Raw genomic sequence first — 15,966 nt, forward strand, 5'->3', positions numbered from 1 at the left:
TGACCCGCACAGCCCCTGGCAGCGCGGCAGCAACGAGAACATCAACGGACTGATCCGCCAGTACCTTCCCAAAGGCACGGATCTGTCGGTATACAGCCAGGAGCAGTTGGATGCTATTGCCTACGAACTGAACATTCGGCCACGTAAGCGCTTCGGCTTCAGGTGCCCCATCGAGGTCATGACCGAGCTGATGGCTACGTATCATGAGGCTCCTGCCTCAATCCAGTAACCGTGTTGCACTCAGTTCCTGCAACCGCCCTGCATATGAGTGACTTCTTCATAACAACACCTCCCTCCGCCCCGCCATAAAAATAAAACTCTTTATAAGCAATAACTTACGATCAGCAGCGCAACCCAATCCGTATTCGCTTGACCGCTTCATATTCACGCTTCAATCACTCCCCTACCCGCCAATGTCGAGCGCGCAGGCGCGGGTACGCCGCCTCGACCGAGGTTGCTGATAGATGAACATGGCACCATCCTTGGGCTCTCGTGACATGGCGGCTTGCCATATAAAGAAAATAGCGCTGTCTCCCTGACGGGTAAAGCACTTATTCCCTGTGGGGTTACACAGGTGAAGCTCCGTTGGTACGCCGCTCTGCCCGCAAACCGCAGATTGCCAAACCCACTGCCAGCGGCGGGTGTCCGGCGGCCAGTAGGATTATTTGCCCTGCTCCACTGGCTGCGCCCGGCCAGCCGGTTGACGTAGCTGGAGTGCACCCAACATCAGTAGATCACGCACTTGAGCTGGGAGCAGTCCGACTGGATGTTCAGCTCGTTGGCGGTACGTATCTGCCCACCGCCTGTGGCAATACGTGCAGCAGTATCTCTCTGCTGCGATGCCAGAACGCTGACAGCAGCAACAGCATGGAGCCGATAAACAGCCCGGAGATAGCCAGGCTGGAGCTAAGCGAGCCGTAGGTCTCGAACAGTTCGCCGAAGGCGTACAACACGTAGATCAGTGACGACACCATCAATGCACGGCGATCCACGGTGATGGAAACCACCGCCAACAGCAGGTAAAGGACAATGACGGCAGCGATGCCGAACAGACCGCCATTGCCGTCAAACAGACCCAGCGCAGAAAACACCGGATGCACGATCAACGGAGCAGCCAGCAGGTGCAACCAGAAGGCAACATCTGACTTTCTGGTGGTTCTATCAACGTCCTGCGCGTCCCAGCGCATCGCCAGCAGGAAGGTGGCCAGCCCTGCGCAGCAGAGGAAGTAGTTGGTGAACTCGCGCAAGCCTTCAATCTGCATCAGCAGCGCCAGCAGGAACGCAAGCAGGCTGGCGACACCGGCAGCGACGGTGATCGGTACATGAAACTGGTGCCAATGCGCCCAGGCCGCGATCGCACCGATGGCGGTAGCAACCATGATCGCGGTGTCTTTCTCTATTCCCGCCGCAACCTGCGCGAAGACAAGGAACGCAACCGTACTGAGTACAAAGGATGCCAACAGCAGCACCGCAGGCAGTGCCAGCTTGCGGCGTTTGACGAAGAATACCGACAACCCCCACGACAGCAGCGCAACCACACAGAAGCCCAACGCAGGCGACTGCAGGCCAAACACCCAGCCCGCCGACGCCAGCAGGATGAACGCTGCAATGCTGACGAAGATGTCGTTAAAGCCGGATATCAGCCGGAAGTTCTCTTCATCCACCAGGCGGGTATGGGCGCGGCCAGACACAAAGCTGCGGAAACGCTCAACTGCCGTTTCATCCAGCACACCGTCCTTTACTGCTGCGTACAAATCTTCGTCTGTGTACATCGCGTTGTTCGCTCCTTGATCAGGTATCGGGCCAGATTGGCAGCATCCCTTGCACAGTCGCTGCGCGATGAGTGGTTTGGCTCAGCCCGAATGCTCCTCAAACAACTTCATCGCCAGCAACCCATGCCCCACCGCAGCACCGGCACGCAGCGCAGAGGCGATAAATACCGTTTCGGCCAGTTCTTCCTTGGTGGCTCCTGCCTTGACCGCGTTCTCGACGTGGGCATCGATGCAGTAGGAGCACTGGGTAGACAAAGCAACAGCGATAGACATCAGTTCACGGTATTTCTCTGGAATCGCGCCGTCTTTGCGCTCGGCTGTGGCCTTGAGATTGAGGAAGGCGGTGGCTTCTTTGTTGGCGGCCTGCATCAGTTGCTTGGCGTAGGCCTTGTCACTGCGGGACTGGTAGTCACTCATTGGTATGGTGCTCTTGTTATTGTGATCTGAGGGTATAGCTGGGGTTGGCACAGGAGCGCTCAAGTGCCCTTGCGTTCGTAAGCCGGCTGGTCGTAGTGGTTGTAGTCGATGGTCGCTTGCGGCCAGAGGCTAGCGCTTGACTCTCGCCGCTCGGCGATGGTTTTGCCGAACACCGAGAAGTGCACCCGCTCCATCAGGTCGGCCAGTTGCTGGCTGGTGGCAAAGCCCATAAAGACGGCGCCTTGCATAAAGCCTTCGAGGCGATGCCGGTCCTGATCGGGGAGTTTGTAGCCATCACGCGAGGCTGAAAAGTGTTTGCGCAGGCGTTGTTCGATTTCGGAAAGATACTGGTCTGCAGTCATGGGCTCGAACTCGCATCGGGATTGGAGACAGAACCCCTATCTTGCGTCGGGTTGACTGCAGGCGGCAAGCCGGAATACCAGGTGACCAGTGCCTGCTTGCCAGCCTAATGCCCGCGCAACACCTTTGAAGGGCTTAAACGCAGGCACCCGGCAGCATCAGGGCGTCAGGACAGTGCGGCGATAAACCCGACAGCAACAAACCAGAGCAACCACAGCACAACGCCGATGTAACCCAGAATCAGGCCGGTCAGGGCCATGCCGTCACCAGTCTGGGTACCGCCGCTGCTTTTAATCTGCGAACGCGCAATGTGGCCGCAGATAATCGCGATGATCGAGCCGAAGATAAACAAGCCGGCAATACCCGCGATAAGGCTGACAATGGCCAGTGAGGAGGTGGACGCAACCTGCGGCTGCTGCACAGGCTGTGCAGCCGCGCCCTGCGGTGCGGTATTGGCAACGCCGTACACATCGGTTGCTTCATTGCCGACAGCAACAAAGTCGACAGCGACGCCGGGCACTGGAACACCTGCGCTCTTCCACTGGGGGCGCGTAAAGGTGTATCGATTGCCTGCTTCGCAGCTGATCACACCGCCACCACTGATGGAATTGAAATCCAGTACTGTCCCTTTCATATTCTTTACACCTTTCCCCTGAAACCCAAGTCGAGTACGACACCAACGGCGCCACCACCGCATCCGCCTGATGCTCTCGGATGCGTTCGGCGATTATAAGGAATGGAACGGTGAAGGCATACGATGACAGCCACCTTGGTAGCTGTCATCCAGGCAGAGCAGACAGCTCAGATACAGGTACTGCCGCCGTCAACCGGCAGCGCGATCCCCGTGGTGAAGCCGGAGTTTTCGCCGCAAAGATACATCACGGCGGCCGCGATTTCCTCGGCGCGGCCAATGCGGCCAACCGGGTGCATGGCAGCAGCAAACTCGGCCTTGCGCGGTTCGATGGCAGCGGCGCGGCGGAACATGTCGGTGTCGATTACCGCGGGGCAAACGGCGTTGACGCGAATACCCTGCTTGGCGTATTCAACAGCCACAGAGCGGGTCAGGCCCAGCACTGCGTGCTTGCTGGCGGCGTAGATGCTCATCTTCGGTGCGGCGCCCAGGGCAGCGACAGAGGCGGTATTGACGATCGAGCCACCACCGTTCTTCAGCATCAGCGGAATCTGGAAGCGCATGCACTGCCAGACGCCCTTGACGTTGACGTCCATGATGCGGTCGAACACGGCTTCATCGCCGTCGGCCAGTTTGCCCTGCTCGATTTCGATACCGGCGTTGTTGAAGGCGCAGTCCAGACGACCGTAGTCGGCTTCGATTCCGGCGATCAGCGCTTTGACCTGCTCTGCATCGGCAACGTTGCAGGCAACAAAGCGCGCATCACCGCCGGCCGCGCGAATGGCTTGCGCGGTGGCTTCGCCCTGTTCGGCGTCGATATCGGATGCAATGACCCGCGCGCCTGCCGCGGCGAAGGCCTCAGCGGTAGCCTTGCCGATGCCGGCTGCTGCGCCGGTGATCAGAACAACCTTGCCGGAAAACTCCATGCTCATACGTTAACTCCTGACTCTAAAAGAGCGCCCACCGGCGCTCGGACACGCAGGATAGTAGCAACGCTGCGAGTCACAGTTCGACCAAAGTCAGGTCTGTTGTTCATGCATCATGCCTGGCGCTGATGCTGGTCACGCAACCACGCGACGATCTCCGCCTGATCGCCGCTGAACACCACACGGGAGCGCTTGTTTTCGCGCTGATAGACGTACATCGGGTCGTAGTAGTGGGTCAGCAGCCCTTCGATCCAGCCGCGGTGGGCATGCACATCGCCGGTGCGCTTCTGCTCGACCAGCGCCGCTTCCATCAGCGCGTTCAGCTCGCTGTGGCGGTCGCCGCCAAGCCGCTTGTAGATGCGCTGCAAGCTGCCCAGCAGATAGGTTTCAAACGCAGCGAAGGCAGCTTCCGGGTCGCCCGGCTGCTGCGCGCGGTATTCGGCCAGCATGTTGACCACATAGTCGCCAAGGATACGGGTAACGCGGTTCTCAAAGCTGTCTTCCAGCCAGACCAGCGGTGCTTCCTGCATTTCCCGGTAGAGCGTCAGCGGCAACGAGCAACTGCCGACGATGCGGCCTTCGTCTTCCAGCACGATCTGTGTTACGCCGGCGGCGCGCAGCTTGAGGGCGTCAATCGCCAGCCGGTTTTCAAAGTCGATCTGCGCCGGCTGCGGCGTGGCATGACGGCCAAAGCTGGAACCACGGTGATTGGCGCGCCCTTCCAGGTCCAGGCTGTTATCCAGCGCGGTGATCACTTCAGTCTTGCCGGTACCGGTCATGCCGGCCACCAGAATCGGCGAGCATTCCAGCGCAGCGGCGTTCAGGGTATCGATCAGAAAGCGGCGCATGGCCTTGTAGCCGCCAACCACCCGCGGATACTGCACGCCGGCGTCGGCCAGCCACTGCTGAACCAGTTGCGAACGCAAGCCGCCGCGAAAGCAGTACAGGTAGCCTTCGGGGTTGGCCTTGACATGCGCCAGCCAGGCGTCGACCCGCGCCTGCTTGACCTTGCCGCAGACCAGGCTGTGACCCAGCGCAATGGCGGCCTGCTGGCCCTGCTGCTTGTACATGGTGCCGACTTTCTGCCGCTCCACGTCGACCATCAGCGGCAGGTTGACCGACTGGGGAAAGGCTCCCTTATCAAACTCGACCGGCGCCCGCACATCCATCAACGGCACATCGTTGAGGAACAGTGAGCGAAAGTCCTCGGTGTTGTCGCGCATCACATTACCTCGACGCGCGGGCCCTGATCGTACTCGACCAGCTCACCAATACAGCCCAGCTCAAGCCCCAGATCAGCCGCCAGCGCCAGAAACTCGGCTTCACCGTCAGGCGCAACCGCGACCAGCAGCCCGCCACTGGTCTGCGGATCACAGAGCAACTGCTTCTGGGCTTCGCCAAGGGCGCCGATCTTGTGGCCGTAGCTGTCGAAATTGCGCAGCGTGCCGCCGGGCACACAGCCCTGCTCAAGGTAGTAGTCGACCGCCGGCAGCCTGGGTACGGCGGCAAACTGCAACTGCGCCTTGAGGTTGGCACCTTCAGCCATTTCGGTCAGGTGGCCAAGCAAGCCAAAGCCGGTGACATCGGTCATCGCCTGCACCCCTTCCAGTGCAGCAAAACGGTGGCCCGGGCTGTTCAGCCGGCACATCAGATCACGGGCTACGCCGGCATCCTCGGGGCGCAGTTTCTTCTGCTTTTCTGCGGTGGTCAGGATACCGATGCCCAGCGGTTTGGTCAGAAACAGGCGCGCGCCCGCTTTGGCCTGATCGTTTCGCTTGAGCTGGCTGCGCAGCACGTGGCCGGTCACAGCCAGGCCAAAGATCGGCTCCGGGGCATCAATCGAGTGACCGCCCGCCAGCGGCATGCCGGCCTCGGCGCACACCTGGCGGGCCCCTGCCAGCACTTCGCCGGCAACCGCGGCGGGCAGCAGATTGACCGGCCAGCCCAGAATGGCAATGGCCATCATCGGCGTGCCGCCCATGGCATAGATGTCGCTGATCGCATTGGTCGCTGCAATGCGGCCGAAATCGAAGGGGTCATCAACAATGGGCATGAAGAAATCGGTGGTGCTGACAATGCCCTGCTCGGCGTCAAGGCCGAATACGGCGGCGTCATCACGGCTGTCATTGCCTACCCAGAGCCGTTCAAACGCCGGGCCGGGCTGGCCGACCGCGAGCATCTCGTCCAGCACCTTGGGTGAAATCTTGCAGCCGCAACCGGCGCCGTGGCTGTACTCGGTCAAACGAATGGTCTGGGTCATGCTGCTCTCCACCGACGGGACATCAAACTCAATCGGCGGATTCTAGCAGCGACAGGGTCACAAGCCTATTTTCCTGCCGCTCAGCAGTGGCGACGCTCGAACTGGTCCAGGGTATCACTGGCGACCATGCGGCCCAGTTCGATCAACTCCGGCGCGCGGTAGAACTCGAAGAACCGGCACAGCCGTTTGGGCACATTGAAGATGACATCAGGCGGATAGCCGGCAATCTTGTATTGGGTGAGCGAGGACTGCATGGCCTCAAACGACAGGTTCACCAGCTCGAGCATGCTGGCCGGGCCCGGTGGTGGCTCCACCTCCACCGGTGCACGCGTATCCTGACGGCGTGAATGCACCAGCTCCATCGACGCTTCACCTTCGGCCGCCAGCAGCGCGAGATCGTCGTCAGAGCCGGCCTCGTCGACCCTGCGTCCCAGCCAGGACGGCTTGATTGCCGCCATCCACTGATCCCATTGCTGACGTATTGGCGCCGGGCGCTCGATGACCGGCATACGGTAGTGGGTACTTTCAATCGAGTTGAGGTTGACCGCCATGATCAGATCGCAGTGCGCCGACACCACCGGGACAATCGGCAGCGGGTTGAGCAGACCGCCGTCAACCAGCACACGATGGCCCTGCTTCACCGGCGAGAACAGGCTGGGAATCGCCGCCGACGCGCGCATGGCCTGATGCAGACAGCCGCTTTGAAACCAGACTTCCTGCTGATTGGTCAGGTCGGTCGCCACCGCGGTAAACGGGATACGCAGGTCCTCGATCTCCATTTCGCCGAGAATCTCGCGAATACGGCCAAATACCCTTTCTCCGCGAATGGCGCCGAGATTGCCGAAGCCGATATCCAGCAACCGAATCACATCCAGATAATCCAGCCCGGAGACCCAGTCCCGGTAGTCGGCCAAGCGGCCGGCAGCATGGATCCCCCCCACAACCGCGCCCATCGAACAGCCTGCGATGCAGGCAATCTCGTAACCCCGGCGTTCAATTTCTTCAATCACGCCAATGTGCGCATAGCCCCGCGCACCGCCGCTGCCCAAAACCAGGGCGACTCTCTGTGCCATCTTGCTGTTACTCCTTAACAATCCCGGCTGAACCTGATTGACGCAGCCCACCGGCGTGATCATCATGCCGAAACTCTTTTTTGCTGCACAAGGCTCATCGTGAACGCTCGTACCAACCGCTCTGTGAAATTGCTGATCTGTCTTGTCGTGCTGTTGACCTTAGCCGCACTGACGGTGCTCTGGATAGTGCATTCGGCTCAGGCAAAGCGCGAAGGTGAGCTGCAACTGGAGGGCCTGCAAGGGCCGGTAGCGGTGTTTTACGACGCCTGGGGCGTGCCGCATATCGACGCGACCAACGAGGAAGATGCCTACCGAGCGCTGGGTTATGTGCACGCGCAGGACCGGCTGTTCCAGATGGATCTTCTGCGCCGCATCGGTGGCGGGCGCCTGGCAGAACTGTTCGGTGCCGACTCATTCGAAACCGATCGTTTCTTCCGCTCACTCGGCATCAGCCGCCACGCGCGAGATTATGCGGCGCGCCTGGACGCCGAGCCGGATAGCCCTCACGTTCGACTGATTCACGCCTACCAGGACGGCATCAACCAATACATCGATCACGGCGGCATGCCGGTCGAGTACCGGCTGCTGCTGACGCGACCGGACTACTTCTCTACCGAAGACATCGCCAACACCATGGGCTACATGGCCTACTCCTTTGCCGAGGCCTTCAAGACCGATGCCCTGGTCGACAGTATCAGGGGTACTCTGAGCGAGCGCCATTACCGCGATCTGGTGCCCAGCTGGCCGGACCAGTTGCCGCCCGTACGCTCTTCGGGTCAGCCCTATATCGAGCTGCTGACACCGATGCTGGAGCAGATCAGCCAGGTCGAACGCACCTTCCCGAGCGGCCAGTTCCTTGGCAGCAACGCCTGGGCCGTCAACGCCGAGCACAGTGCCAGCGGTGCGCCGCTGCTGGCCAACGACCCGCACATCGGATTCGCCGCTCCGGCAGTGTGGTACGAGGCCCACATCCGCACGCCGGACAGCGAGGTCTATGGCCATTTTCTGGCAGGCATTCCCTTCCCGCTGCTCGGCCAGACCCGTCATCACGCCTGGGGCCTGACCATGCTGATGAACGATGACGTCGACTTCTACCGCGAGCGCGCCAACCCCGATAATCCTGAGCAGGTCTGGGCGGTTGATCACTGGGAGCCGCTCAAGGTTCATGAGGAAGTGATCAAGATTCGAGGTCAGGAAGATCGTCTGATCCGCACTCGCAGCAGCCGCCACGGCCCCATCATCAACGACCTGCCGGGCAGTATGGAGCGTCAGCCGGTCAGCCTGTTCTGGAGTTTTCTCGACCCCGACAGCGACTCGACACGCGCCTTTTACGGCTTTACCCGCGCTACAAGCATGAGCGAGTTTGAAGCGGCTGCGGCATTGCACGGCGCGCCGGGCCTGAACCTGCTGTATGCCGACGTAGACGACAACATTGCCATGTGGGCGATCGGCAACCTGAAACGCTGGCCGCAGAGCAGCAACGGCTTTTCGCTGCTCAATGGCGGCTCCGGCCGTGACGATTTCCTCGGCTATCAGCCTTTCGAAAACAACCCGCGGATCATCAACCCGCGCGACGGGATTCTGTTCTCGACCAACAACCCGTACCCGGAACGCAATCCGCGGCGCAAGCTGCCCGGCTATTACGCCCCGACTGATCGCGCCCAGCGGCTGGAGCAGCTACTGGCGAGCAAGGATCAATTTGACCTGTCGGATTTCAAGGCCTTTCAGCTGGACGACCAACGCCCGGTTGCCCTGAGCATGGTCGCCGATGCCTTGCCGCTGCTTGACGCCGAGCAATTGCCCGAGGATCTGCGCGAACCGGCAGCCGCTGCCGCCGTCCTGCTCGCCAGCTGGGACGGGCGCTACGCCCAGGACAGCGCTGCGGCCAGCATCTTCCAGCGCTGGCAGGATGCGCTCTCGGAGGCGCTGTTTGCCGACGAACTGGGGCCGCGCTACAGCTTCTTCCGTAACACCTTCATGGCCGAGAAGACCCTCGCCAGCCTGTACTGGAAACCCACCTCGCCCTGGTGGGATAACCGCCAGCAGCCAAGCCTTGATGGCCGCCAGTCGGCTATTCAGCACGCCTGGCAGAACGCAATTGCGGGTCTGGTTGCCGACTTTGGCAAGGAGCCCGGGCAGTGGCAATGGTCACGTCTGGCCAGTTTGCAGCACCAGCACGCACTGGCCGAGCGCCTCCCCTTTGGCAGCTATCTGAACAGCGAACCGGTAGCGGTCAATGGTGGCAACGAGACGCTCAACAACATGGCCTTCGACCGCGGCGAACAGCATTACCGCATCAAGGCCGGCCCGTCCACCCGGCGCCTGATTGATCTGTCGGACCCCAATGCCAGCCTGGGCATCAACCCGCTGGGGCAGGCCGGCAACCCGCTGGATGATCACGCACGCGATCAGGCCGAGATGTTCAATGAGGGCCGCTATCGCACGCAGTTGTTCGATTGGCTGTCGATTCAGGCCTTGCCAGATCGACTGCTGCTGCAGCCCGCCAGCCGGCAGCGCTGAAACGCTCAGCGTACCTGCCGGATGATCGCGCCCTCTGCCGGTTCCGGGCTGCCCAGGGTCAGGCGCTGCGCAGCCACGCCCGCTGCCTTGAGGGCCTCTGCCAGCGCTGGCGCATCGGCGCCATCGAGCTGCACCCGCAGCAGCGAGTCCAGGCGCATCATGCGTACCAGCAAACGGCTCCAGCTGGCCATCAGCTCGGCGTCTCCGGCCATCGCCGGCAGCGTCAGCTGCTCTTCCGAGCGCAGCACCTTGAGCAGCGTCGAAGGTGTCGGATACAGCGCCTGTTCGACCGCAGCAGTCGGCGTGGTCTGCTCGAGATTCAGATAGCTGCGGCGGTTGCCACGGGTAATAGAGTAGAGCGAGACAAAGCGCTGCGGTTCGGTATCCAGCCGCAGCGCCAGGTAGCGCTGACCGTCCTCCGGACCATATAACTGTGAGTTGTGCAGAACCTGATTGGCCCACAGGCTGCTGCTGCCGCATTCACGGCCGTCGCAGGCGTAAAGGAGGGTGTGGGGTTGCTCGACCAATTGACCGAGAACGTGGCGAAAGGCATCTTCGGGTGGGTAACCGTCGGTGATCTCCCAGGTGACCTGCGCCAGCTCGCCGCTTACGCGGATCTCACGTTCAGCGCGCAGCTGGTTGTTAATGCGCCTTACACTGCCGATCACGACCGGGTGATCGATCTGTGCAGAGAGGCCTTCGCTGACAATCCGGGAATGGGGAAACGGACTGACCACCAGTTGCTCCAGCGCCTGCGCTGCCTGAGCCCCCGAGCCACCCGCCAACATGAAGCCACCCACCAACAGCGGCAGAGTACGAACCAATAAAGCCATGCGTCTCCCTAGACGCGCTCCGGCACACCCGGCCGTAGCGCACAGAACTGGTTGCCGAGAAGCCAGCAACGCAATGAACCTGCTCAGAGAATAGCGCGTGACGCCCTGGCGGTCAGCTCAAGCTTGTGTAGAAGTCTTTCAGAATCGCCGCGACCTGCGGCGCCGGCTCTTCCAGATGCAGGTGGTGGCCGCCGTCGACCCGGTGCACGGTCAGGTGCTTGAAGGCATCAATGCGGGCCAGCACCTCGGGGTGTTTGTGCATGACACCCTGATTGGCGAGTACCAGACAGGTCGGCGCCGTGATGTTCTCGATGAATGAAGATGCATGACGCTGGGTAAAGCGCAGCGGCGACGGCAGCATCAGCTGCGGATCGGTACGCCAGGTCCAGCCGCCATCGTGGGGCATCAGCCCACGCTCGACCAACGCTGCGGCCGCATCCCTAGAGATTGGCGTGGTGCCGCCCAGCACGCGGGCAGACACGGCCTTTTCGACGCTGTCGTATACCGGCTTGCGCTTGTTGCCCAGCTGCAGCGTGGAGTTGAAGAAGCGCGCCATCTGCCGCGGAGCGTCATCGGCTTCGGAGGTAAACGGCATCAGACCGTCAATCATCGCGGCGGCAATAATGCGGTCCGGCAGACTGCCGGCCAGTACGCCACTGATAATCGCCCCCATTGAATGCCCAAGCAGGGCAAAGCGCTCCCAGCCCAGATCCTCAGCCACCTGCAACACCGTGGCTGCCTGCTGCCAGAGGCTGTAGCCGGTCGCCGGCATGTGTCCGGAGAGGCCGTGGCCCGGCAGATCCAGCGCGACCAGATAGACCCCTTCCAGCGACGGTGCGATGCGATCAAAGGTCGCCGCGTTATCGAGCCAGCCATGCAGCGCGATCACCGGCAGGCCGCCGGGCTCTCCCCAGACCTTGCCGGCGACTTCAATATGCGGCAGGGAGAAGCGAATTTCGTGACTGCTGATGGGCATGGGGGCCTCCGGGACCGTAGCGGAATTAAGCAGAACGCAATCTAACGGCCTGCACCGCGTCGGACAAGCGCCCACGTCTGCGTGAATGCATGCCCATATTTGGCACTTTTGCCCTGTTCTACTCGGCTTTCAACGGCACAATGGCCATGGTCAGGCGGGAAATACAGGTTTGATTGCCGGCATCGTCATGCAGCCGAATGTCCCAGACATGCGTGGTTCGGCCCAGGTGCACGGCTTTGGCCACCGCCGTGACACGCCCGGAACGCACCGCGCGCAGATGATTGGCGTTGATATCGAGGCCGACGCAGTAATAGCGGCTGGTATCAATGCACTGATAGGACGCGATGCTGCCAACGGTCTCGGCCAGCACTACCGAGGCACCGCCATGCAAAATGCCATAGGGCTGATGGGTCCGCTCATCCACCGGCATACTGGCGCTGAGCCAGTCGTCGCCGGCGGCTTCGATACGAATATCCAGCAGGCTGTTGATGGTGGGTGACGGCGCATTCAGCCGCTCAAGATCAATCGGGGTTTTCCAGATACTGCTCATGTCGTCTCCTGCCGCTGCTCAGACTGATGCCAGACAACACTCTGGCCGCTGACCAGCCAATCGTGAAAGTGAGCCTGCCAGGTGGCTTCCACCACGTTCCGGCGCAGCTTGTGCGTTGGCGTACGAAAGCCGCCGTCTACATCCCAGAGGGTATCAACGACGACAACGCAGCCCAACCGCTCGCTGCTCGCCAGTGTTGCGTTGAGACGTTCCAAAGCCTCTGCCAGCGCGCGCCTGACGGCATCAGCCCGCTCGTATTGCCCGTCGCCAAGCCGAACCAATGCCAGCGGCTGCGGCAAATCCTGCCCGACCACACAGGCTTCGTCGACCTCTGGCAGATCCATCAGCGCCTGCTCGATCGGTGCCGGCACCACGTAGCGTCCGCGAGACGTTTTGAAGATATCCTTGACGCGTCCGGTCAGACGCAGAAACCCCTCCTGATCAATCTCACCAACATCTCCGGTATGCAGGAAGCCCTGTTCATCCAGCACCTCGGCGGTACGCGCCGGCTCCTTGAAGTAGCCCATCATCAGCGTTTTGCTGCGCACCAGAATCTCACCCTGCTCACCGAGTCGGCACTCGACACCCGGATTGGGCAAGCCGATATATCCGGCCTTGGGGCGGCCGGGCCGGCCCAGATGGGAATAGCCGCAGTTTTCGGTCATGCCATAGCCCTCGACAACGACCAGACCGAGACGGGCAAACCATTGCTGCACCGCCGGCGCCAGGCGGGCCGCACCGCTGACTGCATAACGAACCTGATCCAATCCTAGCCAGGCCAGCACGCGCCGCGCCTGCCAAGGGCCAATAACAGGCAAGCGAAGGGCCAGCTTCAACCAGCGCCCACGCCCGCTCTGTTCGACCGCGCGCATGCATTGCTGCCATACCCGAGGAGATCCAAACAGCAGCGTTGGCCGGGCACAGCGGGCATCCCGGACAAAGGTCTCCGCAGACTCGACAAAATACACCTGCTGCCCGCCCAGCAACGACGACTGTTCAATGAACTGGCGCTCACCAATGTGGCTGAGAGACTGAAAGGAAAGCATGCGGTCAGTCGCCGAAATCACGAAAAGCCGCTGGTAGTTGGTCGCAGCCAGAAACATGCTGGCAAAGCTGAGCATAACCCCCTTGGGCATGCCGGTTGTACCGGAGGTATAGATGATTGTTGCCAGTTGGTCCGGACGCGGAAGAACCGGCTCGGCAAGTGGTTCGCAGGTTGTCAGCAGCTGCTCCCAGCCTGCCAGGCCCTGCCCTTTCGGCCCGTTTGGCAGGCTCACACAGGCAACCCCGTCTGGTACTGCATCGGCGATTTTTGACCAGGCCGGAAGCGGCCCGATAAACAGCGCGCGCAACTCCGCGTGCTCGATCAGCTTGCCGGCAGCATCGGGGGTCAGGTGAGGGTGCAGCGGGACCGACACATGCCCTGCCATCCAGATCGCCAGGTCGGCGATGATCCAGTGCGCGCAGTTCTTTGCAAGCAGACCGATGTTGCTGGCCGCAGGCAGGTCAAGCGATTGCAGATAGCGGGCAATACGACGGGCCTGATCGCCCACCTCGGCCCAGCTGTATCGGACGAGTTGGCCATCGCGCCCGGGCTCGAGAAGGAAGTCGCTGCGCGGACGCAGGCTTTCGTGCCGGAAAAAAGACTCCAGCGCGGTCTCTGGTTGCGTTGTCAGTGCGCCCATGCCGTGTCCCTTGAGGATTGTTATTGTTATATGTCGTCATATTGCGGTGACGGTGCGTCACTCGAATGGGGGAACACTATCCCAGCAAGCGGTGGCCTACAAGCGTCTTTGTCAGGCGCCTTGCTCCGCCGGCGTGCGCTGCAGCACCAGTGATCCCAGTCCGGCGGCAACAAAGTCGGTTTCGATACAGACCAATGCGGCGGTGGGCATCGGCACATGGGCACGGCGATGCCCCTCGCACAGCAGACTCACCAGTTGACTGACGAGCGGCTGATGGCTGACCAGCAGCAGATTCTGCTCCGGTCGCTCGGCCAGATAGCGCAGTACGTCGTTCGGCTCATCATCCGGCGTCAGCCAGGGTGCGGTGGCTATTGCGCGCTCAAACCCAATCTGCGAGCGGACCAGTGCGGCGGTCTGCTGGGCTCGCACATAAGGGCTGGCGAGAATACCGTCCAATGATTGCCCCTCAAGCAGCGAGGCCATCAGACGCACTTCAGTTTCTCCGGCGACCGTCAGCGCACGTTCCGCGTCGGTGGCAGCCTGCGCCGCAGCCTGGCCGTGGCGCATGATCCAGACTCTCACTCAGCCTCATCCTCCGACTGCCGCGTCCAGCGCGCGCCTGACGCCGGCCAGTCGCTGAACGGCCAGGGTTTCTGCTCGCTCACGCCAGTCAGATAGCGCCCAGTCTGCCAGGCATACTGGGAAAAACTGTCGCCCCAGCCGGCACAATCGGCGTCGGGCGCCCCGGTAAACAGGCGGTAGCCAATCTGCACCAGCGCAATCACCGCAATCGCAACTTCGGCGACCTGCCAGGCGAGAGCAAAAAACAGTACATAGACCAGCCGCAACCAGAAGTCGGCGCTGCACAGGTTATCGATAAACGAATTCACGAATTTTCCTCACGATTGATGGGCGCGGTCGACATCACGGCAGCGAACTCGACATCACTCTTCTGCTCGGCGGACATCAGCTTGGCAATTACGGCAGGCAACGGCTGGTTGTCGAAGACAATGGCGTACAGACCGGCCACCAGCGGCATGTAGACGCCCTCCTGTTCCGATTTCTGCTTCAGCACCTTCAAGGTATTGACGCCCTCTGCCACCTGCCCCAGCCGGGCTACGCCCTGCTCAAGGGTTTCGCCCTTGCCCAGGGCAAAGCCCACCTGGAAGTTGCGCGATTGCGGCGAGGTGCAGGTCACAATCAGATCACCCACCCCCGCCAGACCAAGGAAGGTCAACGGGTTGGCACCCATATGCACGGCAAAGCGGGTCATTTCAGCCAGTGCCCGGGTTATCAGCATGGCCTTGGTGTTTTCCCCCAGGCCGAGCGCCGATGCCATGCCGGCAATGATCGCATAGACATTCTTCAGCGCGCCGCCCAGTTCAACGCCATAGCGGTCCTGGCTGGCGTACACCCGCAGGTTGCGCCCACCCAGTACCGCCTGCACATCACGGCACAGTTGCTCGTCCTCACTGGCCACCACGGTAGCCGTCAGTTCTCCGGCCGCCATCTCCTTCGCCAGATTGGGACCGGACAGCACAGCTACCCGAGCCTGCGGCGCCTCCTGCTCGACGATCTGACTCATCATCAGAAAACCGGGCTGCTCAATTCCCTTGGTGGTACTGACCACCTGTTTGCCGGCGAGCAGAGGTCCGATGTCCTGCAGCACACTGCGGAACGCACTGGACGGGATAGCCAGAAATACCAGGTCCGCCGAAGCGATAGCTGCTTCAATGTCGGTGGTAACCTGCAACCTGTCGTCAAGCACATAGCCCGGCAGATAGCGCGGATTTTCATGGGTTTCAACAATCTGACGGGCCACATTCGGGTCGCGCAGCCAAAGTGTGACAGGCACCCCTTCCGCAGCCATCAAATTGGCCAGCGTGGTGCCGAAACTGCCGCCACCCAGAACGCAGACGGGCGCTTTACGGTCGGTCATGCAACATCCTTGAACAATGAATCT

At 61.4% G+C, this 15,966-nt stretch carries 17 protein-coding genes; 2 read left to right on the top strand and 15 right to left on the bottom strand.

From position 1 onward, the window contains the following. Window positions 1-229: transposase (locus tag AC13EY_RS16725; protein WP_482876868.1), on the top strand; the 229-nt coding region annotated here is incomplete at its 5' end. A 541-nt stretch (window positions 230-770) separates the two neighbouring features. On the opposite strand, the gene AC13EY_RS16730 is transcribed toward AC13EY_RS16725, so the two are convergent. The 8 genes from AC13EY_RS16730 to AC13EY_RS16765 all read right to left on the bottom strand — a co-directional run bounded on the left by AC13EY_RS16730 (window position 771) and on the right by AC13EY_RS16765 (window position 7,439). After that, the gene (locus AC13EY_RS16730; protein ID WP_233049471.1) at window positions 771-1,772 is read right to left on the bottom strand and encodes a hypothetical protein; all 1,002 of its coding nucleotides are present in this window, start codon (window positions 1,770-1,772) and stop codon (window positions 771-773) included. 81 nt (window positions 1,773-1,853) lie between these two features. Beyond that, entirely contained in the window at window positions 1,854-2,189 is a 336-nt protein-coding gene (locus tag AC13EY_RS16735; protein WP_088275236.1) for a carboxymuconolactone decarboxylase family protein, read from the bottom strand. A 59-nt stretch (window positions 2,190-2,248) separates the two neighbouring features. Beyond that, window positions 2,249-2,551, bottom strand: a complete 303-nt coding sequence (locus AC13EY_RS16740) for a hypothetical protein (protein ID WP_233049470.1) — start codon at window positions 2,549-2,551, stop codon at window positions 2,249-2,251. A 164-nt stretch (window positions 2,552-2,715) separates the two neighbouring features. Then, window positions 2,716-3,183, bottom strand: coding sequence for a DUF4190 domain-containing protein (locus AC13EY_RS16745; RefSeq protein WP_228246267.1), 468 nt, complete (start codon window positions 3,181-3,183; stop codon window positions 2,716-2,718). Window positions 3,184-3,350: 167 nt separating this feature from the next. Beyond that, window positions 3,351-4,112 (bottom strand): SDR family oxidoreductase, encoded by a 762-nt coding sequence (locus AC13EY_RS16750; RefSeq protein WP_228246266.1) that lies wholly within the window; start codon window positions 4,110-4,112, stop codon window positions 3,351-3,353. A gap of 107 nt (window positions 4,113-4,219) precedes the next feature. Beyond that, window positions 4,220-5,329 (bottom strand): tRNA 2-selenouridine(34) synthase MnmH, encoded by a 1,110-nt coding sequence (mnmH, locus tag AC13EY_RS16755; RefSeq protein WP_233049469.1) that lies wholly within the window; start codon window positions 5,327-5,329, stop codon window positions 4,220-4,222. After that, window positions 5,329-6,366 (bottom strand): selenide, water dikinase SelD, encoded by a 1,038-nt coding sequence (gene selD / locus AC13EY_RS16760; protein ID WP_233049468.1) that lies wholly within the window; start codon window positions 6,364-6,366, stop codon window positions 5,329-5,331. The genes mnmH and selD overlap by 1 nt, the downstream gene beginning before the upstream one ends. An 80-nt stretch (window positions 6,367-6,446) precedes the next feature. Then, window positions 6,447-7,439, bottom strand: coding sequence for a patatin-like phospholipase family protein (locus tag AC13EY_RS16765; protein ID WP_088275248.1), 993 nt, complete (start codon window positions 7,437-7,439; stop codon window positions 6,447-6,449). Window positions 7,440-7,538: 99 nt separating this feature from the next. Between AC13EY_RS16765 and AC13EY_RS16770 the strand changes: the two genes are divergently transcribed. Next, complete coding sequence (locus AC13EY_RS16770) at window positions 7,539-9,959, top strand: penicillin acylase family protein (protein WP_233049467.1); 2,421 nt, start codon at window positions 7,539-7,541, stop codon at window positions 9,957-9,959. A 5-nt stretch (window positions 9,960-9,964) separates the two neighbouring features. Here AC13EY_RS16770 and AC13EY_RS16775 read toward each other — a convergent pair whose 3' ends face one another. From AC13EY_RS16775 to AC13EY_RS16805, 7 genes are all read right to left on the bottom strand, one after another. Next, window positions 9,965-10,792, bottom strand: coding sequence for a DUF4892 domain-containing protein (locus AC13EY_RS16775; protein WP_233049466.1), 828 nt, complete (start codon window positions 10,790-10,792; stop codon window positions 9,965-9,967). A 112-nt stretch (window positions 10,793-10,904) separates the two neighbouring features. Further along, window positions 10,905-11,768 (bottom strand): alpha/beta fold hydrolase, encoded by an 864-nt coding sequence (locus tag AC13EY_RS16780; RefSeq protein WP_088275254.1) that lies wholly within the window; start codon window positions 11,766-11,768, stop codon window positions 10,905-10,907. 118 nt (window positions 11,769-11,886) lie between these two features. Beyond that, window positions 11,887-12,318, bottom strand: coding sequence for a hotdog fold thioesterase (locus AC13EY_RS16785; RefSeq protein ID WP_228246260.1), 432 nt, complete (start codon window positions 12,316-12,318; stop codon window positions 11,887-11,889). Next, window positions 12,315-14,003 (bottom strand): AMP-binding protein, encoded by a 1,689-nt coding sequence (locus AC13EY_RS16790; RefSeq protein WP_233049465.1) that lies wholly within the window; start codon window positions 14,001-14,003, stop codon window positions 12,315-12,317. Before AC13EY_RS16790 ends, AC13EY_RS16785 begins: the two co-directional genes overlap by 4 nt. Window positions 14,004-14,114: 111 nt before the next feature. Then, window positions 14,115-14,585, bottom strand: a complete 471-nt coding sequence (gene sixA, locus AC13EY_RS16795) for a phosphohistidine phosphatase SixA (protein ID WP_233049464.1) — start codon at window positions 14,583-14,585, stop codon at window positions 14,115-14,117. Next, complete coding sequence (locus tag AC13EY_RS16800; protein WP_088275261.1) at window positions 14,582-14,893, bottom strand: DUF4389 domain-containing protein; 312 nt, start codon at window positions 14,891-14,893, stop codon at window positions 14,582-14,584. The genes sixA and AC13EY_RS16800 overlap by 4 nt, the downstream gene beginning before the upstream one ends. Further along, a complete protein-coding gene (locus tag AC13EY_RS16805) occupies window positions 14,890-15,942 on the bottom strand; it encodes an NAD(P)H-dependent glycerol-3-phosphate dehydrogenase (RefSeq protein WP_088275263.1) in 1,053 nt (350 codons plus the stop codon). Before AC13EY_RS16805 ends, AC13EY_RS16800 begins: the two co-directional genes overlap by 4 nt. Between the last annotated feature and the right edge of the window lie 24 nt (window positions 15,943-15,966).

The sequence above is a fragment of the Halopseudomonas sp. L-58 genome (assembly GCF_056859475.1).